Source organism: Solwaraspora sp. WMMA2059 (genome assembly GCF_027497315.1).
GTDB lineage: Bacteria > Actinomycetota > Actinomycetes > Mycobacteriales > Micromonosporaceae > Micromonospora_E.
In genome coordinates this window covers 6,198,733-6,219,555 of the sequence record NZ_CP114908.1, presented here as the reverse complement: position 1 = coordinate 6,219,555, position 20,823 = coordinate 6,198,733, and the positions used below count along the sequence as shown (strand labels likewise).

At 70.2% G+C, this 20,823-nt stretch carries 20 protein-coding genes and 1 pseudogene; 10 read left to right on the top strand and 11 right to left on the bottom strand.

Annotation, left to right across the window (positions count from 1 at the left end; genetic code table 11):
- Positions 1–279 precede the first annotated feature (279 nt).
- Together O7553_RS30250 and O7553_RS28550 are read left to right on the top strand one after the other, a co-directional pair.
- A pseudogene (locus O7553_RS30250) lies at positions 280–381 on the top strand (transcriptional regulator); the annotation flags it as partial.
- 348 nt (positions 382–729) lie between these two features.
- Positions 730–1,302, top strand: coding sequence for a hypothetical protein (locus O7553_RS28550; RefSeq protein ID WP_281552641.1), 573 nt, complete (start codon positions 730–732; stop codon positions 1,300–1,302).
- A gap of 70 nt (positions 1,303–1,372) precedes the next feature.
- On the opposite strand, the gene O7553_RS28545 is transcribed toward O7553_RS28550, so the two are convergent.
- The 3 genes from O7553_RS28545 to O7553_RS28535 all read right to left on the bottom strand — a co-directional run bounded on the left by O7553_RS28545 (position 1,373) and on the right by O7553_RS28535 (position 3,111).
- Positions 1,373–1,555, bottom strand: a complete 183-nt coding sequence (locus O7553_RS28545) for a DUF397 domain-containing protein (protein ID WP_281552640.1) — start codon at positions 1,553–1,555, stop codon at positions 1,373–1,375.
- Between the two features lie 504 nt (positions 1,556–2,059).
- The gene (locus O7553_RS28540) at positions 2,060–2,257 is read right to left on the bottom strand and encodes a DUF397 domain-containing protein (RefSeq protein ID WP_281552639.1); all 198 of its coding nucleotides are present in this window, start codon (positions 2,255–2,257) and stop codon (positions 2,060–2,062) included.
- Positions 2,254–3,111, bottom strand: coding sequence for a helix-turn-helix transcriptional regulator (locus tag O7553_RS28535; RefSeq protein WP_281552638.1), 858 nt, complete (start codon positions 3,109–3,111; stop codon positions 2,254–2,256). The genes O7553_RS28540 and O7553_RS28535 overlap by 4 nt, the downstream gene beginning before the upstream one ends.
- Positions 3,112–3,396: 285 nt before the next feature.
- Between O7553_RS28535 and O7553_RS28530 the strand changes: the two genes are divergently transcribed.
- The 6 genes from O7553_RS28530 (at position 3,397) to O7553_RS28505 (ending at position 7,252) form a co-directional block, all read left to right on the top strand.
- Positions 3,397–3,723: a recombinase family protein gene (locus tag O7553_RS28530; RefSeq protein ID WP_281552637.1), complete on the top strand. Its 327-nt coding sequence runs from the start codon at positions 3,397–3,399 to the stop codon at positions 3,721–3,723.
- Positions 3,720–4,070, top strand: coding sequence for a recombinase family protein (locus O7553_RS28525; protein ID WP_281552636.1), 351 nt, complete (start codon positions 3,720–3,722; stop codon positions 4,068–4,070). Before O7553_RS28530 ends, O7553_RS28525 begins: the two co-directional genes overlap by 4 nt.
- A 123-nt stretch (positions 4,071–4,193) precedes the next feature.
- Positions 4,194–4,466, top strand: a complete 273-nt coding sequence (locus O7553_RS28520) for a hypothetical protein (RefSeq protein WP_281552635.1) — start codon at positions 4,194–4,196, stop codon at positions 4,464–4,466.
- Between the two features lie 13 nt (positions 4,467–4,479).
- Positions 4,480–4,743 carry a hypothetical protein gene (locus O7553_RS28515; RefSeq protein WP_281552634.1) on the top strand — a complete coding sequence of 88 codons (264 nt, stop codon included), beginning with the start codon at positions 4,480–4,482 and terminating at the stop codon, positions 4,741–4,743.
- A 123-nt stretch (positions 4,744–4,866) separates the two neighbouring features.
- Positions 4,867–6,027, top strand: coding sequence for an IS30 family transposase (locus tag O7553_RS28510; RefSeq protein ID WP_281552633.1), 1,161 nt, complete (start codon positions 4,867–4,869; stop codon positions 6,025–6,027).
- Between the two features lie 139 nt (positions 6,028–6,166).
- The gene (locus O7553_RS28505; RefSeq protein ID WP_281552632.1) at positions 6,167–7,252 is read left to right on the top strand and encodes an alkaline phosphatase family protein; all 1,086 of its coding nucleotides are present in this window, start codon (positions 6,167–6,169) and stop codon (positions 7,250–7,252) included.
- Between the two features lie 45 nt (positions 7,253–7,297).
- On the opposite strand, the gene O7553_RS28500 is transcribed toward O7553_RS28505, so the two are convergent.
- From O7553_RS28500 to O7553_RS28485, 4 genes are read right to left on the bottom strand one after another with little or no spacing between them, the layout of a single operon-like run.
- A complete protein-coding gene (locus tag O7553_RS28500) occupies positions 7,298–8,533 on the bottom strand; it encodes an MFS transporter (protein WP_281552631.1) in 1,236 nt (411 codons plus the stop codon).
- Entirely contained in the window at positions 8,511–10,478 is a 1,968-nt protein-coding gene (locus O7553_RS28495) for a DUF4910 domain-containing protein (RefSeq protein ID WP_281552630.1), read from the bottom strand. The genes O7553_RS28500 and O7553_RS28495 overlap by 23 nt, the downstream gene beginning before the upstream one ends.
- Positions 10,475–12,382 (bottom strand): aminotransferase class I/II-fold pyridoxal phosphate-dependent enzyme, encoded by a 1,908-nt coding sequence (locus O7553_RS28490; RefSeq protein ID WP_281552629.1) that lies wholly within the window; start codon positions 12,380–12,382, stop codon positions 10,475–10,477. The genes O7553_RS28495 and O7553_RS28490 overlap by 4 nt, the downstream gene beginning before the upstream one ends.
- A gap of 5 nt (positions 12,383–12,387) precedes the next feature.
- Entirely contained in the window at positions 12,388–13,602 is a 1,215-nt protein-coding gene (locus O7553_RS28485; RefSeq protein ID WP_281552628.1) for a hypothetical protein, read from the bottom strand.
- Between the two features lie 43 nt (positions 13,603–13,645).
- On the opposite strand from O7553_RS28485, the gene O7553_RS28480 reads away from it, so the two are divergent.
- On the top strand, positions 13,646–14,665 hold the full coding sequence (locus O7553_RS28480; protein WP_281552627.1) for a GNAT family N-acetyltransferase: 1,020 nt from the start codon (positions 13,646–13,648) through the stop codon (positions 14,663–14,665).
- The gene (locus O7553_RS28475) at positions 14,662–15,819 is read left to right on the top strand and encodes a peptidogalycan biosysnthesis protein (RefSeq protein WP_281552626.1); all 1,158 of its coding nucleotides are present in this window, start codon (positions 14,662–14,664) and stop codon (positions 15,817–15,819) included. Before O7553_RS28480 ends, O7553_RS28475 begins: the two co-directional genes overlap by 4 nt.
- Positions 15,820–15,833: 14 nt before the next feature.
- Here the strand turns inward: O7553_RS28475 and O7553_RS28470 are convergent, their stop codons facing one another.
- The 4 genes from O7553_RS28470 to O7553_RS28455 all read right to left on the bottom strand — a co-directional run bounded on the left by O7553_RS28470 (position 15,834) and on the right by O7553_RS28455 (position 20,817).
- A complete protein-coding gene (locus O7553_RS28470) occupies positions 15,834–16,727 on the bottom strand; it encodes a nucleoside-diphosphate kinase (RefSeq protein WP_281552625.1) in 894 nt (297 codons plus the stop codon).
- 383 nt (positions 16,728–17,110) lie between these two features.
- The gene (locus tag O7553_RS28465; protein ID WP_281552624.1) at positions 17,111–18,370 is read right to left on the bottom strand and encodes a pitrilysin family protein; all 1,260 of its coding nucleotides are present in this window, start codon (positions 18,368–18,370) and stop codon (positions 17,111–17,113) included.
- The gene (locus tag O7553_RS28460) at positions 18,367–19,551 is read right to left on the bottom strand and encodes a hypothetical protein (protein WP_281552623.1); all 1,185 of its coding nucleotides are present in this window, start codon (positions 19,549–19,551) and stop codon (positions 18,367–18,369) included. The genes O7553_RS28465 and O7553_RS28460 overlap by 4 nt, the downstream gene beginning before the upstream one ends.
- A gap of 483 nt (positions 19,552–20,034) precedes the next feature.
- Positions 20,035–20,817 carry a DUF6406 domain-containing protein gene (locus O7553_RS28455; RefSeq protein WP_281555785.1) on the bottom strand — a complete coding sequence of 261 codons (783 nt, stop codon included), beginning with the start codon at positions 20,815–20,817 and terminating at the stop codon, positions 20,035–20,037.
- Between the last annotated feature and the right edge of the window lie 6 nt (positions 20,818–20,823).

Here is a 20,823-nt window from a genome sequence, read left to right as displayed (position 1 = left end):
CTGCTGGTCGGCGGCCGGTCTCTTCTCTCGAAAACGATCAGGACGATCGTGAGCATGAATGTTGATTCACTATGAACTCAACAACACGCCCCAAGATGACTTAGAGTCAACTCACGACACATTTTCTGCATCACCCCGCCCAACTGGAGGCAGCGTGTCGGTAGGCAAAAGGTTGGTCGCATTCTCAGCAGCCCTCACACTGACACCGAAGAGGACTACCGAGACATAGTAAGGATGGCCGCCGAGGCGGCGGAGATCTGAAGCCAACCAAGGGCAGCAATGACTAGTTGCGGACGCTGGCGCGACATTCGCGCGGCCCACATCGAGCGATCCGGTGGCGAGCAGGCCGTCGAGTCCGGTAAGCAGGAACTGCCTGCCACGGCGGGCCTGCCTGGCCGCGAGGCCGCTGTGGCCGACTCGGGGCATGGGCACGGGTCGCTGGAAGAGACGGTATATCTGATGGCCAGCCTCGCCAATGCTCGGCGGTTGGCCGAAGCGGTCGAAGAGCTACGCGACGGCGGCGGGGAGATTCACGACCTGATTGACCCTGGCCACAGCTCGGGCGGGGTCGCCGGCAACTCAGCACCGCGCCGAGGTGAGGCTGAGATACCTTAAGTTCGCGTTTTAACGTGCGTAAGCCTCACCTCGACGGCTCCCGGCTACAACAGGCTGGCCGGGAACCCACCCCGGCGACGCCCATCGCCGTGGCATGCAGGCGACACTGTCGGCATGCGTCCCTCCATCACCATGGCCGTCGTAGGCGGGCTACTCGCCGTGCAAGGCTGCGCTGTCACTGCTCTCGCCCCCGAGGCGCCCCCGCCGACCCCAACCGTCGGACAGCCCGTGGTGTTGGATGCCCGCGTACCGGGTTGGCAGACCGCCGCCTGGCTCGCTGAAGACTCGTTCTGCGTGCGCGTTGCCCGCGTCGACGAGAAGCGCAGGGAGGGCAAGGAGAACGAGTTCGTCTTCTGCGATCCGGCGCCGGAGGCTTTGGACACGGTCGGTCCGCCGCTGCTGCCCACCAAGCCGATGCCGTACGTCGCCCCGCTTGACCCGCAGCAGCGGAAGATCATCCTGGTCGGGTCCGTACGCGGTGCCGTGACCAGCGTGTCCGTGACCATGTTCGGCCAGACCGCCACGGCCGCCGTACACCGGCTCCCCGCCACCCGAAGTCGCCAGATCGGCGCGTACGCGGCCTGGCTTCCCCGTAGCGAGCATGAGCGCGACGGGATGAACCTCTCCGACATCACCGCCGTCGTCGGCCGCGACGCCGACGGCCGCGTCGTGACCCAACTGGACTGACACCAGCGGAGGCACCGGCCAACTTGGGGAGCCGAGCCTCTGGAGCTCGGCCCGCTGCTGGGATGTTGGATCAGTGGTGCTGCTTGGCGAGCTCGACGAAGGAGCGCCAGGCGGACGGGCCGAAGATCAGCATCGGGCCGCTACGGTCCTTGGTGTCCCGAACCAGGACCCGACCGGGCAGGTTGTCGGCCACCTCGACGCACGAGCCGGCTTCGGAGTAGGTGCTGGTACGCCAACTGGGTGCGCTGCTCACTGGATCATCTCCACCGATCGACGTCCACTCCTGGGCAGTGAGGTGCCAGAGAGACGGAGTCTCGATGCACACCGTCTCAATGAAGGGCAGCTCCCGAGAGAGCTGCGACCCGGCCGCCGCCGCCAGGTCGACATCCGCAAGCTGACCGGGCCTCAATGAAGGGCAGCTCCCGAGAGAGCTGCGACAGGGTACCGATTTTACCCCTCCTGACCTGCGGCGGAGCGAGCGGTCCGCGAAGGGTCCGCCTGGAGAGAGCACGACGACAGCCCAAACGCCACCGACGTCCACTCTCGAACAGTACTTGAGCTGCGTAAACAGCTCCGCGAAGGGTCCGCGCTCACGGACGGCATGACGGAGCCTTCGCAGCGCAGAGCGAACCGACCAACCCGGCCGGCGATCAGGCGGCCCTGACTCACCGCGTCCGGCGCGCGATGCAGGAGCGCCGACCCTACCGAGGCAGGGTCGGCGCTCTCCGGCTGTCTCGCCGAGATAGCCGTCAGGCCGTCAGTGGTGGCGCTTCGCCACCTCGATGAACGAGCGCCACGCGGACGGGCCGAAGGCCAGGGTGCCGCCGTCGCGGTTCTTGGTGTCCCGGACCAGGACCCGTCCCGGAAGGTTGTCGGCCACTTCGACGCAGTTGTTCTGTCCGTTGCTCCGGCTCGACGTGAACCAACGAGCCGCTGAAACGTCGCCAGTGATCACTTGCCCATCTCCTTCATCGCGTCCCTGATTGCCTGCCTCGACGCCCGCTCATCCAGCGAGGCGTCCCAGATGTTGCTGAATGCTCCCTCGTACCGGTCGATCTCATGCGGCTTGTCCAGGAACAGAGCACCGGTGAACCCGTCGACGTAGACCGTGGGCGGTTCCGTCGCCTGGCCGTTGCCGTTGGTGGGAAACTCCAGCACGACGAACGGACCCGACATGATGCCGGCGTGCATCCCGACCGCGAACGGCAGCACCCTGAGTGCCACGTTCGGCATCTCGCTCACGGCGATCAGCCGTTCCAGCTGGGCGCTCATGACCTCCCGCCCGCCCACCGGCCGCCGGAGGATCGACTCGTTGAGCACCACCCTCAGCTCCGGTGCCGCGACCGGTCTGGTGAGCAGCGTTTGCCGAGCGATTCGGAGTTGAACCCGTCGGCCGATCTCGCGCGGCTCCGTGCCGGGGTTGTCGGCCTCGATCAGCGTGCGGGCGTAGTCCGCAGTTTGCAGTAGTCCTGGCACGAGCTCAGCTTCGTACCACCGCAACTGACTGCAGGACTCCTCCAGGCCGATGTAAACGTCGAAGCCCTCGTTGATTATGTCTGCGTAAGACAGCCACCAGCCCTTGCTCTTGGTCTCCTTGGCGAGAGCCATGAGCGATGTCGTCGTCTCGGCCAACGCGCCGTAGACGCGGCACATCTGCTCGACGTCGAGTGACCGCATGGACGTCTGCCCGGTCTCGATCCGCCAGATCTTCGCTTCGCTCCACTCCAGAGCGGAGGCGGCGGCTCTGACCGTGAACCGGGCCTGCATCCGGAGATCACGCAGGCAGCGACCCAGTTGCCGTCTCGGCACCGTTGACCCTGTCGCTCCTTCCGCCACGTCTCATCCTCCGCTCCTCGCCTCACGGTGAGGCGACCCTGTCACTCAAGATGAAAGCACCCGTACGCCTGTTTTGCAATGCATGCTTCGCTCTCTATGACGTACTTCTGGGTGCCCTAAATGAAGTCTTGTAGATCGATACACGCAGTGCTCTACTCGTCTTCGGTACCTGGGCGTGCCGCACCGCCCAGCAGCCGGCGAGGGGTCGCCCGAGCAGGCACATGTCGTCGGTCCCGCTCGACTCGAAGGGGGCATTCCATGGTGAAGCCGCTGATGTACGGCTACCTGCGGGTGGACCTCGACGCCCTCGACGGCGACATCCGGCAGATGGAACTCGCCCTCAAGTTCTGGGCCGAGCAGGAGGGCTACTGCTTAGCGGGGCTCTTCCATGAGTACGACACCGCGCTGAACCGCCCCGCCCTCACCGCACTGATCGAAGAGATCGGCCGCTCCGACGCCCGGCGCGTGATCACGCCCAGCCTTGCGCACCTCTCCACGCACCCGGTGGTCCAGCGCCACCTTCTCGACGCGCTGGAAGACACCGGCGTCCAGGTCCATACCCTGCAGGAGGAACTAGACCCATGAGACTGCCGCTGTACGGCTACATCCGCCTACTGCCGCCGCACGCCAACACGAGCAACGCCATCGTGGACCAAGCCGAGCGACGCATGCAGCAGTTCGCCGACAGCCACGGCTACGACCTGACCGCTGTCTTCATCGAACGCGCGACCAGTCGAGCAGCGTTCGACCGCCTGATGCATGACCTCCTCGTCGAGGACGCCCACCACGTCATCGTCCCCGCCCACGAAACCCTCTCTGCACACCACAGCGACCTCTTCGACGACCTGATCGAGGAACTACACGCGGCAGACGCGCTCATCTTCGATCTCGAAGCCATCGACACCTGCGACAGGAGGATGCGGCCATGCTAGGAATCGGGGCAGTCGTCGGCGCGGCGCTGCTGGGCTTCTGCGCCGGGCTGTGGTCATTCAAGGTCAAGTCCAGGTGGTGCCCGGACTGCGGGCGTACGACCTACCCGATAGCGGATCGGCCCGGTGAGTAGCCGGCTGCTCGCCACGCCGGAGCCGAAACCCGGCGACGTGCTGATCATCGGCCGGCAAGCCAGCGTCCAGTTCGCCGACGACCGCGCCATCCGACTCCGGGTCATCGCCGTCGACCGCAAATGGACCTACGACGGGTGGATCTGGCTGGCCGGATACGTCATCGACCGGTACGGCAACGCCGCCGAACGGCGGGAGATATTCGTCCAGCGCCACGGACTCTACCGACTGCCCCGGCGCGCAGAAACCCGACCATCGACCAATTGATCAAGGGAGAGAAATGATCACCGAAATGCTACGTGACTGGTGGCTACGCTGGCTCGACTGGCGCTCCGGCCGGTCCACAGCCTCCCACCGGCTGCACCACCTGCGACGCGAGCTGCACCAACAACGGCAGACGACATCGGCCCGTCACCGCCGACTCGACGGCAACCGGGGACACCACTGGTCCACCGAGGCGACCGAACTGGTCCCCACCCTGCGCCCGTTGATGACCTACGGCCAGCAACTCGGCTACCGGGTCCTCCCGCACGGCTCACCCTGACCGGCCCCCTCCCCCTACACCCGCCGAGCCGGGATCATCAAGATCATGTGAGGCTGAGATACCTTTCGACCGGCTCGGGTTCAAGGGGTCGTCGCAACACCTGAGTTGATCAAGGGAGTTGCGATGTCTAGATCACTGCCCCGGTTCCGGCGGGTCGCGTTCTGGGACGCCGTCCGGCTGGGGATGTCGAACGAGGAGGCGGGACGACACGCCGGGGTCACCCATCCCACTGAGCTGCGGTGGTTCGCCCAGGCTGGTGGGGTGAAGAGCAACGGACCTCGAGCGGCGTCGGGCCGCTACCTGTCGTTCGATGAGCGGGAGGAGATCGCCCTGGCCTTGGCGCGGGGCGAGTCGCAGCGGTCGATCGCGACCCGGTTGGGTCGCTCGCCGTCGACGATCTGTCGGGAGGTCACCCGCAACAAGGGTTGGCGGGGCCCCTACCGGGCCGGACCTGCCGAGAAGATGACCAGGCAACGGGCAAGACGGCCGAAGGTCGCGAAGCTGGCCGCCGACGAGCGGCTACACATGGTGGTGCAGCACTGGTTGACGTTGCGGTGGTCACCGGAGCAGATCAGTCTGCGGCTGGTGGCCGCGTTCCCCGACGATGAGAGCATGCGGATCTCACCGGAGACGATCTACCAGTCGTTGTACGTGCAGGGCCGGGGCGCGTTGCGGCGGGAACTGGCGGCGTGTCTGCGCACGGGGCGGGCGTTGCGGCGGCCGCGTCGGCGTGAGCGTGAGCGGCGGGGCCGGTTGTCGGACATGGTCAACATCCGGGACCGGCCGGCGGAGGTCGCCGACCGGGCGGTGCCCGGCCACTGGGAGGGCGACCTGATCATCGGCCGGAATCAGGCGTCGGCGATCGGGACGTTGGTGGAGCGGTCGACCCGGTTCTGCATGCTGCTGCACCTGCCCGACGGGCGCGACGCGGTGCAGGTGCGGGATGCGTTGATCGCGGCGATCCGGACAATGCCCGAGCAGTTGCGGCGGTCGGTGACGTGGGACCAGGGCCGGGAGTTGGCCCGCCACGTCGAGGTGTCGATCGCTGCCGGGATCGACATCTACTTCTGCGATCCGCACTCGCCGTGGCAGCGGGGTAGCAACGAGAACACCAACGGGTTGCTGCGGCAGTACTTCCCGAAGGGCACCGACCTTTCTGTCCACAGTGCCGAGCATCTCGCCGCTGTCGCCGCCGAGTTGAACGGGCGCCCCCGTAAGACACTCGGTGTCCGCACCCCGGCCGAGGCCCTCGCCGAGCTACTATCAGCCCCGTCAGCAGCATGAACACCCACTGTTGCGACGACCGGTTGAATCCGCCCCGGTCGAAAGGTATCTCAGCCTCACATGGTGGCGTCGGTGCCGGCCAGCCTGGCGGCGGCGGTGGCGCCGATGATCCACAATGCCGGGGAGGAGGAGAAGATCTGTGCCGTCGGCCACGTACACCTCCTTGGCGGACATTCCCGACGTCGTCTGCGACGAACTGTCGCGGGCGCGCCGTGGGGTGATCATGCTTGCCGTTGACGGGTTGTCATATGACGCGGCGCTGGCGGCAGGCTGGCGGACCGCCGAGTTGACCAAGTTGGCCAGCACGTTTCCGAGCACGTCGACGACTGCGTGGCTGACCGCCATAACCGGAGTCGGGCCGGCGCAGCACGGCGTACCGGGGATGGTCTATCGCGTGCCCGGCCGTGGCACTCTGGTGTACGCCGTCACCGGCCGGGTGTTGGCGCAGGGGCCGGCCGACCCGGGCGGCGACCCCAGACTCGTGATCGAGCACCCGACCATCTTCGACCGGGCTGCAGGCGACGGCGTGCAGTGCCGCGCGGTGGCCCGGGAGATCGCCCACCTACCCGGCCCATGGGCGCAGGCGCTGCTCCGGGGCGCGACCGTCGTCCCGGCTGCACCGTCGGAGACGCTCGCCCGGCAGGCCCGCGACCCGGCGTTGCTGGTCGACGCCGCGATGAAAGAAGTCGACGAGCAGATCGGCGGGCAGGCCGGCGACGTGCGGCGGCGGCAACCGATGCTCCTGTGGACCTACGTCAACCTGGACGACTACCTGCACCGCCACGGCTACGACGAACGAGCCGTGGCGGCGATGGCCGAGCTGGGCAGCCGGGCAGCCCGGTGGGCGCAGGCCGGCTGGACGGTCATCGGCCACTCGGACCACGGCCAGGTCCGGTGCACCCCGGACGAGGACCTGGTGCGGGCCTGGGCCGCTCTGGACGATCCGGCACGGCGGCTGCTCCCGGCCGGCGGGGCGGGCCGGGTCCGGTGGCTGTACCCGGCCCCCGGCGACGAAGGCGAGTTTGGCGGCCGACTCGCTGCGGCACTCGGCTCCTCGGCTCGGATCGTGGCCACCGACGAAGCACTGCGGGACCGGGTAGGCCCGGTGATCGCGATCGCCGCAGACGAACGCTTCCCCGTGCCGGACACCAGCCTGAGCTGGGAGCACGGCGCCGACTCTCCTGACGAGACGGTGGTGCCGCTGGCGATCTGGCGGGGCCGCTGAGACTGCCGTGCCGCCAGGACACGCGGCGGCTAGGACACGGGGCTGCTATGAGGCGATGCCGACGGGCGAGACGTCAGCCGGCCGCTGCGGGCTCGTCTGGGCCCGGAACGGCAACAGCGCGGCCCCCACCAGGATGAAGACTGCAGCGACCGCGAAGTAGATCGGCCGGTAGCCGACTGTGCCGACGACCAGGGTGCCGACACCGATGCATACGGCGTACGGCGTATTGATGATCGCCTCAGACGCGACGATCGCGCGGCCCTGCAGCTCGGCGGAGGTGCGCCGCTGCACCAGGGTCACCTCGGCGACGAGAATCAGCGGCAACCCCAACCCGACCAGGACCGCCCCGGCTGCGACTCCGGTCAGGGTGGCGGTGCTGGCCGCCGCCAGGCCGACCCCGTTGAGCAGGAAGCCGGCGCAGGCCACGGTGTACTCGCCGTAGCGGCGCATCGCGGGACCGACCAGGAGACCGGCGACGACGCTGCCGGCACCCTGGACGCCCCCGAGGATCCCGATGATGGCGGTCGGACGCTGCAGCCCATCGCTGACGAGCGAGAACAGAGCCACGTTGATCATGCCGGCACCGCCGAACGCGACCGCGCTGGCGACGACGATCCGCCGGATGACCGGATGGCGGGCCACGTGCCGGGCCCCGGCGACGACCTCGGTCGCCAGCGAGCCCCGCTGCGTGGCGGCGGCCGACCGGACCAGATCCCGGGGCCGGCGCAGCAGCACCAGCGACGCGACGGACAGGGCGAACGTCGCGACGTCCACCAGGATGACCGCCTCTATACCGCTGGTGGTGTAGAGCGCGGCGCCGACGACCGGCCCGATCACCCGCATCCCCTGACTGAGGCTGCTGAGTACGCCGTTGGCGTTGCCGAGGCTGTCGTCGGGCAGCATCGAGTGCAGCAGTCCGCCACGGGAGGCCCGGTAGATCTGCCCGGAGCAGCCGTACAGGAAGGTGACGACGTACACCAGCCAGACGTCGGCCGCGCTGTCCACTGTCAGCAGTGCCAGGATCAGGACCGCCATCGCCCCGTCGTTGACCGTCATCAGCCACCGGCGCGGCAGGCGGTCCACCAGCAGGCCGGTCAACGGCGACAGCAGCACGGCGATCGCCATGAGCAGGAAGACCAGGCCGGCGGCGCTGGTGGATCCGGTGAGGTCCTTCATCCAGATCGCCAACACGATGACCATCATCGTGCTGCCGAACATGTTGAACGCCTGACCGGCAAGGAGCAGCCGCATGTTGCGGTCACGCAGGATGACGGGTCGCATCGATCTCCTCAGCCGCGTCGAGATCCTCAGGATCGGGCACCGGGACGACCCAGCCGGCCCGGTGCAGCATGTCGAAGACCCGGTCGGCGAACGCCACCGAGACAGGGAGTTCGCCGGCCAGCGCCGCCCACCACGCCGCGCTGCGGCGGCCACGCCGGCCGTCGACTGCTCGCAACAGCGTGAGTACGCGGGCGTGGCTGCCGCCCCGATCCTCAGCCAGGCGTTCGGCGAGCCAGGCGCGGTCAGCGTCGGTGGCGGCCAGCGTCCGGGGATTGACCGGGCCGAGCGCGGCGCGGGCCAGCACCGTACCCGACGCCTCGTCGTCGGCCGACGGCTCGACGCACAGCGCGCGGTCGGCAGCGGTGGCGGACACGTCGGCCAGCCAGCGCGCCGTACGGACGATCTCCCCGACCGGCACCCCGGCGTACGTCAGCGTGCTGACACACCTGCCGGCGATCTCGCTGCGGTGGGCCACCCGCCGGACCGACGCGGCGTCGCCGGCCGGGTCCAGCACCGGGCTGCCGTCGTCACGGTACGGATACGGTGCCGGCGGACGCTGCCGGCCGGGCAGCGCCGCCAGGATGTGCCCGGCGGCCCAGCCGGCACACGCGTCGGCGACGTCGGCGGCCAACGCCGGGTCCGCGCGCCCGCGTACCGCCGCCACGGTCGACGCCGCCACCGTGACGGTGCGACGCAGCTCAGCCGGGTCGACCATGTCGAGCGTGTCCGCCGAGGTGTGGTTGGCCCGGTCCGGCCAGTGCCCGAAGGACACCGTCGGGCACCCGGTCGGCGCATCCGAGACGAGCGCATGGTCGGAACCCCCGGAGAACGGCGCGGTGACCACCTGCCCCGGATCGCACGGCACCGCGCCGCTGTAGGACCGGGCCCGTGCCGGCACCAGTTCGGCGCAGCGTCCGGCCAGAGCCGGCAGAAACGACGGTACGTCGTCCGGCCCCCGCTCGATCACCAGCGAGCTGCCGCAGCGGTACGGGTCCTGCCCGGCCATGTCCACGTTGACCGCCAGGCTGGGCCGCGCCACGGCACCGCCGCCCACAAGATCGTGCAGGTACGCGGCGACACCGACGAACTCCGGTGCCCACAGGAAACGCAGATCCGGTCCGCCGACTGGCCGGGCACCGAGCAGCCGGGCGGTCGCGAGCAGCGCGGCGACGCCGGAGGCGTTGTCGTTGGCGCTGGGCCGGGGGTGGCACAGGTGCGCCGAGAGCAGGAACTCGTCGCCGCTGCCGTCGCCCGGCAGCACGCCGGTCACCACCGGCATGGTGGCCGTCGACCCGGCCACCGCCACCTCGACGGTGACCGCCTTGCCACGGTCGGCGGCCGCGCTGAGCCTGGCGAGCTGCGCGGCGGTGAGGCTGAAGCCGGCCAACGCCGTGCCGGGCAGCAGTTCCAGCCGGCCGACCTGGTCGGCGAGCCGGTCGGTCCGGGCGCTGAGCGGGTCTGCGGCGACCGCGACGGCGCCGCCGGCCGCCGCCCGCCGGGCGCATTCCGGAAACGGTACGCGGACGTCGTCCAGCAGCACGAGCGCGCCGGTCGGGTCGGTGCCGGCGCACATCGCCGACCAGCGCAGCAGTGGTGCGGCGACGCCGCCGGCGGGGATCGGTGCCGAGTACGCCGCGAGGGTGTACGGCTGTGCCGGGTAGTCAATCAGCGTCTCGCCGCCGTGCCGGAGGCTGGCCCGCACCGGGGTCCACGACATCGGGGCCTGGTAGGTCCACCACCGCCGGGCCCCGTCTGCCGGGAAGGTGTGCACGGTGACGTCGCGCAGGCCGGCGTCCGCCGCCCGCTGTGCGACGTACCCGGCCGCGGCGTGGATCCCGGCCGAGGCCTGGTAGCGGTCGTGCCGGGCGACCTCGGCGACGTCGACCATGGCAGCGTCGACGTCGATGCCGTCGTGCACCGCCGCGACCAGCTGGGGCAGTCTCATCGGCGGTCCGTCGGGGCGGCGGTGGAAGTGGCTGCGAACGCGGTGGTGAAGGCGGCCAGGCGGGCCTCGGACAGCGGGACCGACAGCCGCAGCAGCGCGCCCGGTGGGCCACCGGGTGCCAGCGACGGCACCTGCTTGGCGAGCACTCCTCGGGCGGCCAGGATCCGGCGTACCTCATCGTCGCCGGGCAGGACCAGCCACGGCAGCCGGGGGTCGGTCGGCAGCGGGGTGAGACCGGCGGCGATCAACTGCTCCTCGACGTACGGCTTCACCTGTGCGATCCGGTCCCGCAGTGCGGCCAGCGGATCCTGCTGGGTGAGCAGCGCGGCGGCCAGGTCCAGGGCGAGTGCGCTGACCGCCAGCGGCGGCGCCACCTGCCGGACCACATCGGCCAGGTCCGGGGCGGCGACGGCGTACCCGACCCGCAGCCCGCCTGCACAGAACCCCTTGGACATGCTGCGGATGACGACGGTGCCGGGCAGTTCGTCGGTGAGCGGGGCGGCGCTCCGGTCGGGCGGCAGGTAGGCACCGAGCGTCTCGTCGACGACCAGCACGCTGCCGACCGTTGCGCAGGCCTGCGCGACCCGGCGCAGCTGGTCCCCGGTCCACATCGGGCCGAGCAGGCCGGGCCGGTCGACGACGGTCAGCACCGGCCGGTGGTGGGTCACGGCGGCCACCGCGTCCGCCGGGTCGCGCAGCGACGTGGCCCGGACCTGGCCACCGGTGGCGCCGGGCAGTTCCGGATGGCCGGCCAGGTCGACCAGGACGGTGCCGCCGTCGCCCAGCCGGGCCAGCGCGTGCAGCAGGCCGGTGGCACCGGCGCCAGCGGTGACCCGGTCCGGCGGCAGCTGCCGGCCCGGCGGCCAGCGCAGGTACGCGGCGACGATCGGCGCGAGCCGCTGCGAGGCGTACGGGTCGGCGAGGTCGTAGCGGCGGGCCCGCTGGATCGCGGCCGGCCCGGCGGGCAGCGACGCCCACGCGGCGGCCAGCGCGAGTTCGACCGGTTCGGCCTCGTCGGGGGCGGCGCGCAGGTCGAGCGGCACCGGGGCGGGGCCGTCGCCGGGCAACGGGCCCGGTGGCGGGCTCGGCAACGGGCCTGGTGGCGCTGGCGCGCGGTGGCCGTCGAGCGCCGAGGCCACCACCGGTGCCGGTCGGGCGACGTACTGGACGTAGCGGGTGTCCATGGTCAGCGTGGCACCTGCGGTGAAGTCCGCGTCGGTCCGGGCCACGGCGAACCCGGCACGGGTCAGCAGGGTGCCCACCTCGGTCGGGTGGTAGAGGCGGACGTCGTCGGGGAGGACGGCGGTGGTGCCGTCCGGCCGGCGGACGATGACCCGGCCGCTGCTGCGTCCGGTGGCCGGGTCGTAGCGGCGCTGGAAGTGGAACGCGGTGCCGCCGATGTCCGCGTGTGCCTCGTCCCGGTAGTGCCGGGCAATAGCGAGCACATTGGAGTGGTCGAGGATCAGCAGACCGTCGGCGGGCAGCAGGCGGCGAACCGTGCGCAGCAGCCGGAGCTGGTCGGCGTCGGACCCCCAGCCGAACGCCTGTACGCAGATGGCCGCATCGACGTCGGGCAGCCCCCACCCGGGTGGCTGCGCGCCGAGCAGGTCCACCCGGCGCAGGTCGAGGGTGACATCGGCGGCGGCGGCGGCGCTCGCGGCCCGCTGCAGCGCGTACCCGGACACGTCCACCCCGATGACGTCGAAGCCCCTACGCGCCAGACCGACGGCGTGCCGGCCGACCCCGCAGCCCAGGTCGACCACCCGCCGGCCGGGTGCGTGGGTGGCCAGGACGTCCGCCAGGTAGGCGACCTCGGCGGCGGTGCGTTCGGCCGTGTACTCGTCGTCGGCGAACGTCCAGTAGTCGGCCGTGAAGTAGCGCTCGTACCACGGGGTCGGCGGCATGCCGGTCAGGACACGGTGGTGAGCTCGCGACGGGCGAAGAAGTCGCAGACGTCGCAGAGGTCCGGTGCGTTGGCGACACCTTCCTGCTGCAGGTAGACCCCGCCGCAGACGCGGCAGGCCGCCTCCATGAAGGGGAACATGTAGCGCTGCATGTTCTCGAACGCGGAGAACATGTAGTAGTCGATGCCCGGCCACAAATCGAGCAGATGGTCGGTCATTCCGTACGCCAGGGACCGCTCGTCGGGCCCGGTGGTGAACCGCCCCGGGGTGCCCTGCCGGTTCAGTTCCGGCGCGACCAACTCCAGGTAGAGCGTCAGTTCCTTCTTGGTGATCCGGTACAGCGGGAAGATGTACCGCAGGCCGCCGATCTGCCGGGTCGGGATGCCACCCATCCGGAATCCGCTGGTCATCCAGGTCACCATGCTGGCCAGCAGGTCGTCGGCGTTGAAGCCGAACGCCACCACCCCGGCGCCGCGCGCGTGTGCCTCCTCCTCCAGCATCCGCCGCAGCACCTGGTGGCCGATGACCATCGTCAGGTGGCTGCCCTCGTCGCTGACGATCTCGTTCATCGAGTCGACGAACGTGCCGCGTAGCCGGAACACCCGCTCCACGTCCGCCGCGGTGACGATGACCTGCTCGATCCCGAGCCGTTCGCCGGAGGCACGGGCGGCGGCGAAGGTCGCCGGCTCCTCCCAGTCGGGCAGGCCGGTGATGGTCACGGCCGTCATGTTCAGTGGCGGCAGCCGGTCCCTGGTCCGCTCCAGCAGGGTCAGGTAGGCGACGCTGTCCCGCCCGCCGGACAGCCCGACGATCACGTGGTCACCGTCGCGCATCACCTCCCGGGACAGGACACTGTCGACGAAGGCTTCCTCGACGTACTGGATGAAGGCGGGAGCGTCGAACTGCTCGCCCCGGACCTCGATGGCGCCCTTGTCGTCGAAAACGATGCTCTTGGTGTAGACCGGGTTGGGTACACCGTAGACCTGCCGTTTCGGGCGGCGCATCACATTCAGATCGTAATGCCGGACCTGCCGGACTTCGATGATGTCGTCGGCGCCGACAACCGTGGTGTCCTCCGACACCACCTGCCCATCGCGCCAGCTCAACACGGAGTTGACCGGGATGCCGTTGCGGCGTAACACGTCGACCAGAGGCTGCCCCGCCGTCGCAGCCAATTCCTCGGTCGTGCCGACCTTCGTGTGGTAATAGACTGACGCCATTGTGCAACCATAGATGCCCGCCGGTGTCCGGTACAGTGCGATCATGGGCCGTTCCATAGTCGTCGACCACTACGACGACCCCCGGGCGGCGGCGCGGGCCGGGTGGGAAGCGGTCGCTGGCAGCGGTGACACGCCGATCTTCTATCAGGACGGTTACCTGTCGGCGTACCACGACGCGCCGCTCGCGCCACTGGATCGGCTCGGCTACCTGATGGCCCGGGAACCGGCCGGGCGACCGGTGGCCGTCCTGCCGGTCGCGCTGCACCGCCTCGCCGACCCGATCGGCGGGCTCCGGCGCCTGCATCCCGGCATCGAACGGGACAGCGCGCTGCTCAGCCACGTCTGGCACTGCTACGACACCCAACTGCTCGGCGCGGTCGCCCGGACCGACGTGGTCACCGAACTGCTGGACACCCTGCGCCGGCTCGCCGGCAACTGGGGGGCCCGCTGGTACGGGCTGGTCAATGTGGACTCGTCAGGCCCGACGGCGACCGCACTCACCGCCGCCGGGCTGACCGGTCGGCACCTGGTGGACCGCTACTCCACCGACCTGACCGGCCTCACCTCGTACGAGGACTACCTTGCCCGACTGGCTCCCCGGCCCCGGGCCAACCTGCGCCGCAACGAGCGCCGGGCGGCCGACGCCGGTTTCGTCTGCGATGTGACCACACCGGACGGCGCGGACCTGGTCGAGATCGCCGAGCTGTGCGACCGGACCGCCGCCCGCTTCGGCAACGCCGGTTTCTACCCAACCGAGACGTTCACCCGGTTCGTCACCGCCCTCGGCCCGGCCGCGCACGTGCTCCGCATCCGTCAACGGGGCACGCTGGTCGCGGCCGGGGTGTGCCTGACCGACCAGCGCCGTTTCCACACCTGGACCTGCGGTGTCGAATACCGTGTCGACGGCAACGCCAGCCCGTACGCGGCGCTGTTCGCCGAGTCGGTCCGGCTGGCGCTGCGGCTGGGCCGCCCGATCCTGGAGGGCGGGCGCAGCAACGACGTCTTCAAACGTCGGCACGGGCTGACCGCCCGCCGGCTCGACGCCTACGTGATGCGGCTGTGAGCTACCGGCTACGCGTCCATTCGGGCATCGCCCCGCAGTGGGAGCGGTTGGCCGCCGACGGGCCGATGCTGACCACACCGGGCTGGCTGCGTGCGATGGCGGGCCGGCTCGGCGGGCGTACGCTCACCTTCGTTGTCGAACAGGGCGACGCGGCGTGCCTGGCCCTGCACGCCACCGTGCAGCCCGTCCCCCGGCCCGGTGAAGTGTTCGACCTGCACCATGTACTGGTCAGTGCGGCTCCCGCGCTGCCGCTGACCGACGCGTCACGTGCCGCGCGAGCCGAGTTGTCGAGGCGGGCCGCGCCCGAGCCGTCCCGCTGGACGCCGAACCTGCTGGTGATGCTGCCCGGCTACGAATGCCTCCCCGTCGGACCGGCGGCGAACAGCCCGGCCGCGCTCGCTGCAGCCGTCGACGGCATCCTGGACTGGGCCGCGGACGCCGGCATCGCGACGGTGGCGTTCCTCTACACCAGACCGGAGGCGACGGCGCTGACCGGTGCTCTGTCCGCAGCCGGGTTCGTGGCGATGCCACTGTCACTGACCTGGGAGCTTCCGGTGCGCGACGGCGGTTTCGACGCCTACCTGGCGTCGCTGCCCCGCAAACGGGCAGCGGAAGCAGGGCGCGAGCTGGCCCGGCTCACCGCCAACGGCGTACGGCTGCGTCATCTGCACGGCGATGCCATCCCCCCGGTCGTACCGGTGCTGGCCCGACTGCGCGGCCAGTTGGTCAGCAAGTACCGGGGCCGCTGCGACGAGGCGGCCGAGCGCGGCCGGCTGGAATCGCTGTTGCAGGATGTCGCCGGCGGCCGCGCCCAGGTGGTCCTCGCCGATGCCGGGGACGCCGTCGTCGGGTTCGCGCTGTTCGCACCGTTCGGTGACGAGTGGCAGTGCCTGGCCCTCGGCTACGACTACACCGATCGCCGGTCGAGGTTCGCGTACTTCGGCACGGCGTTCTACGGGGCGGTCCCGATCGCCTCGGCGCAGGGTGTCCGCCGGATCGGCTACGGACAGGGCGCGGCGCGGGCCAAACAGGACCGGGGATGCGTCGGTACGCCGCTGACGGCCTGGCTGCACTCGACCGATCCTGAGCTGATGGCCACGGCGCGGGCCGCCGCGTCGACGACCGTCCTCATCCCTGGACAGCGAACGTCCTGATCCCGGCGTCGGCGTCACCGGCGCGGCGCAAACCGGCGTGAGGTGGCAAGCACGAGGCGTTCCCACGGGTCGAGCCGGGCGCCGTGGACAGCGAGGAGGTCCTGCACCCGGGCCGGGTCGGGGCCGGGCTGGTCGGGGGTGAACTCGGCGGTCAGTATCGGCGCGAGGGGATGCCCGCTGGCCAGCAGCCCGGCGGCCTTCTCGCCGGCCCCGGCGGCGGCGAGACCGCTGAGGTCACCGGCCAGCAGGTCGGCCGCGCTGCGGCGGGCGGAGTCGGACAGCCCTGGCCAGGCCAGGGCAAGGACCCGGGCGCGCAGACCGGCCAGGACCTGCGGATATCCCCGGCGCTCGGCGGGAGCGCTCCGGCTGAGCAGATCGAGCAGGGTACGCAGGTCGGCCGGGTCGCCGCCGTCGTACCCGCCGCGCCCGCCGACGCCGGACCCGACGCCGAACTGGCTGTCGGTGAAGACCGCGCTCTCCCGTTGGGAGTCGGCAGGGGTGTCGGAGCTGTGCATCAGGGCCAGCATGACGTTTATGGAGCCGAGGTCGGCACGGATCGTGCCAGGGCTCGCGTCAGCAGGATCGCTCGCCCCTTTGGCCAGGCGCAGCCGGGCGTGGCTGGGGTGTCGCGGATCGGGCCGGACGTCGCGGACCAGAAGCGCCACCGTCGGGCCGAAGTCGAAGAGCTGGTCGACGAGACGGTAGAGGTACGCCTTCCACACCTGGGTGATGTTGCGTTCGTGGAACGCGTCCAGGTTGGCCGGCCGGTGCCACAGCACCCGCCACGCCATTGGCTGGAATCCCTGGTCGACCACCCGGTCCACGATCTGCCCGCCGAGGTGGCGGGCGAGGGCATCGGGGGCGAGCAGCATGAAGACCGTATGTTCCCAGTCGACTGCTTCACTCACGCGGAGGCTCCTTCGCGGCGGTATGGCGTCGGGTGTGGTCCTGGCCTGGTCCGGATGTGCTCCGGGCATGGTGCCGGGTGCGGCCCCGGACCCGCCGGCTGCCGCACCCGTCGTCTGTTTCAGGTCACCGCTTCTTCTTTTTCACGACCGGGCGCCGTGTGTGGACAGCTTGGCGGTTCATCCTGGCCTCCTTCCCGGGTCGAGCGCGGACAATCCGTCGGTCGGCGGATCAGCGAGCGGTTGCGCGGCCGGCAAGGAATGGTCACTTGCGGGTCGTTGTCGTCTTCTTCTTCACCCGCGGCCTGCGGCCGAACTTCATGTTCCGGTTCACCTTTACCTCCCTCCATTGGTAGTTGGTCTGCCGGGTGGGCCGCTGCGGGCTGTCACCCGCCGGTGGTGGCCACCACCAGTTGGTCCGCCATGGACACGGCGGCGTCGTGGACCTGCTGTGGGGAGGCCGCCGCGATCCGGTCGGCGTATTCGGCCACCGACCAGTCGACGCTGCCGCCCAGCAGAGCGTGCCGGCCCAACAGGAGAGTCTCGTCGAGGGAAGTCTCGGCATCGAGCCGGACCAGACCGGCAGCACGTCGGCGGGCCACCGCCACGCGGGCGTCGCTCCAGCCGTCCGCCACCGCCGACCGTGCGAGGTCGACGGCGAGCCGGGCCACCTCGTCACGGTGCTCGACAGCGGTGGTGATCGCGATCCGCCAGACGCCGGTGTCGTGGTAACCGCTGAGGTCGCCCCAGATGTCGTAGGACAGCCCCAGACTGGTACGCAACTGCTCGACGAGGACGGATGTGTTGCCCCCGGCGAACAGTTCCATCACCACCTCGGCGGCGGCGAGCCGCGGGTCAGCCAAGGAGAACGCGGGTCCGCCGAGCACCACGGCCGCGGTGTCGCCGGGCAGCGGATGATCCAGCCGCCGGGACCGTACGCCGGGAGCCATTGCCGGCAACGGGATGGGGAGCGCGGGCCGGTCGGCGCGGGCGCTCTGGTGTGTAACGGACAGGCCGGCGAGGGCGCTTCGCGCCGTCGCAGCGGTCACGGCGGCGGGGGTGACACCGCCGGTGACCACGACGGCGACTCGTCCGGCCCGCACGTGGCGGCGGGACCAGGCGGTGACCTCGGCGGCGGTGAGCCGGAGCGCGTCGGCGGGGCTGCCGCCGACCGGCCGGCCCATCGGGTGGTCGCCGTACACGGCGGCGAAGAACACGTCGTGGACGATGTCGGTGGGGTCGGCTTCAGCCAGGCGCAGCTCCTCGATGACCACCCGACGTTCGGCCTCGACGAGGACCGGGTCGAATTCGGTGGCCGTCGCGGCCTCGGCGAGCAGGTCCAGTACGGCCAGCGCGTCCACTGTCGGTACCCGCGCGTACAGGACGACGTAGTCGCGGGCGGTGGTCGCGTTGCCCTCGCCACCGTACGACTCGATCTCGTCGATGACCCGCATCTTCCGGCCGGGCGGCACCGCCTGCATGACCAGGTGTTCGAACAGGTGGGCGGTGCCAGGTGAGGTTTCGTCGCGGGATCCGGCGAGGATCCACACCGACACGGTGGTGATCTCGGCACCCGGCCGGTGACGGGTCAGCACCCGGATGTCGTCGTCCAACGCCCGCCCGACGATCTCGGCGGCGGCGGTCACGGGTTCGCTCCGGTGGTCGCCGGACTGGGCACCGGGCCGGACAGTTCCGCCACGGTGTCTTCGTCGACCTCGTCGCCGATCGTCAACAGGAACCTGCCGACCGGGCTGTCCACCCAGGCCAGCCGACCGCGCTCGTGCAGTGTGGCGGTGGGGGCGTCACCTCGCGGGGCGTCGTCCAGTGGCAGGCCGAAGGCCAGCACCCCGGCCCGGACGGACGCACCGGCGGAGAGCCGCTCGGCGGCCGCCGCCCAGGACCGCTGCTCGATCCGGGCGGAGGCACCTTTGATGTTGCGACGCTGCAGGTGGCGGGCCATGCCAGTGAGGGGACGGCGCAGCACGGCTGCACTGCGGATCGCCCGGCGGGCGCGGGTGTCCAGTTGGTTGCGCCGGGGCGGCGGTCGCAGTGGTGGCAGGCTCGTCCGCGCAACGAGCGCGGCGAGTTCGGCGTACTCCGGCCACAACCCGAGTGCGGTCAGCGCGCGGGTGAGTGTGATCAGCTCTTCCTCGGAGGCCGAGGCCACCAGCAGGCTGGCGTCGATCAGGTCCCGGGCCCGGAAGCGTTGCTCGAAGCGCTCGAACAGGAGCATCAGGGTGTTCTTCACCGCCGGTGCCCGCCACGGTTGCGGCATGGCGGTCAGCGGTGGCACACCGGCCAGGTCACCCAGCGACCACCAGGTGGCGATCTCCACCCCGTACGGCAGGACGAAGCGGGATTCGTGCGGGCGCCGCAGACTCACCATCATGTGCAGACGGTCGTTGAAACAGGCGAACGTGCCGGTGTGCAGGTCCCAGCCATCGTCGATGAGTAGACCTGCCGCTCGCCACAGAGCGGCCTCGGTGCCGGCGACGTAGTCGAGATCGTTCATGGTGCGACCAAGACCGGCCGGGTAGCGGTCGGCTACCTCCAGCCCTTTGATCGGGGTGAGGTCGCTGACGCGTGCGGCGAGCTCGGCCGCCACGGTGCGATAAAACGTGACCCGCGAGGTGGCCAACTCGAGATCGTTGGCAATCCCCGGGTCGAGGGTGACGCCGTCCGCAGCCCACGCGGAGTACAGGGTGGCGGTCAGGGACGGCTGTCCTTGGCGCAGTGCCGCGACCGCCTCGGCCGGATCCTCGAGCGGCTCACCGCAACAGACGCTCAACGCACTAAGGACATCGTCCGCCGACAATTGGAAGGTCACGGCACGGTGCTCCTCGCGGGCTCGGCGACGCCGGCGTTCGCACCGCACGGCGACGCCGAGCGCCCGACGGCGGTGCGCTAGTAGTTGGGCAGGCAGTCCGTGCAGGTCGTGCGGAACTTGACCACCTGGACCGCCTGGCGACGCGCGAGCATCTTCTCGACCCGGCTCGGAGTGAGCAGCGTGGGCGCGACAGCCGTGTCTTTCCTGACGCTAGTGGAATTCTTCACTTCATCCCCTTGCTAGGAAAAGTGGTGGCGTATTCAGCTGATCGTACGGATCTCGCCACACGCAGTCAATGCACAGATCTCAATCGCCAGCCAGGGATAGGGAATCGATCAGCACCAAACTAGTGAATGCCGGATAAAAGCTGGTAGTCACCCAAAACCGACCAATCACCGCCACCTAGGACGGGAGTCCTCAAGATCACTTGACGAAAATTCGGACGACACGCCGACGCCAGCCCGAATCCTCGTCAAGTGATCTTCACGCTACGCCCGGCGCGTCGAGCGGGGTGAGCCGGCCAAGGAAGTCGCCGAACGACCAGCCCATGCTGGTAGTGATCACCTGTCGCTCCCGCCAGGCGATTGCATCCGCCGTACCCGGGCCGGCCAGCAGGTCCTTCGGCAGGAAGCCGACGCTGCCCGGGCGGGGTTCCTTCAGCCGAAGCAGCAGCAGACCCTCCATCGGGACCGCGATGACAACGAAGTCCGTCGACAACTTCCCGACCCGCCACTCCCGCTCGGCGGTCAACAGGTCGAACGACGGATACTCCGGGTGCACACCCAGCAGCGGACGCCCCGGGAACAGCGTGAACGGCGCACCCGGCACCCACTGCGGCTCCACCGGCTGCATTCCGTTCGTCTGAGACAGCCAATCCCGGTAAGCCCAGGGCAGCGGGCGCCCCAACGCCTGCTCCAGTGCCTGCAACTGACCCTCATCGAGCGGGCCGAACGGCTGCCGCTGCGCCGGCCGCCAGCCGGTCACCGCCGTCGACTCGTCCACCACCGGCGGCGCCTCACCCGGTGCCAGCCGCCGCACCGTGACCCGCCACCGACCAGCGTTCTCGAAATGCGCCCCAGCGAAGTACCAGGTCTCGGCACCGATCGGGAACGTCTCCCCCAGCCGCAACAGGTACGTCGTTGAATCGGCAGACCCGGGAAAGGCCACCACCACCTGCGCGGTCACCGGCCGACGCGGATTCGCCCCGGCCGCACCGAGGCTGAACGTACCCATGTTCACCTGTGTGTTGTTCCGAACTACCAGCACATCAGG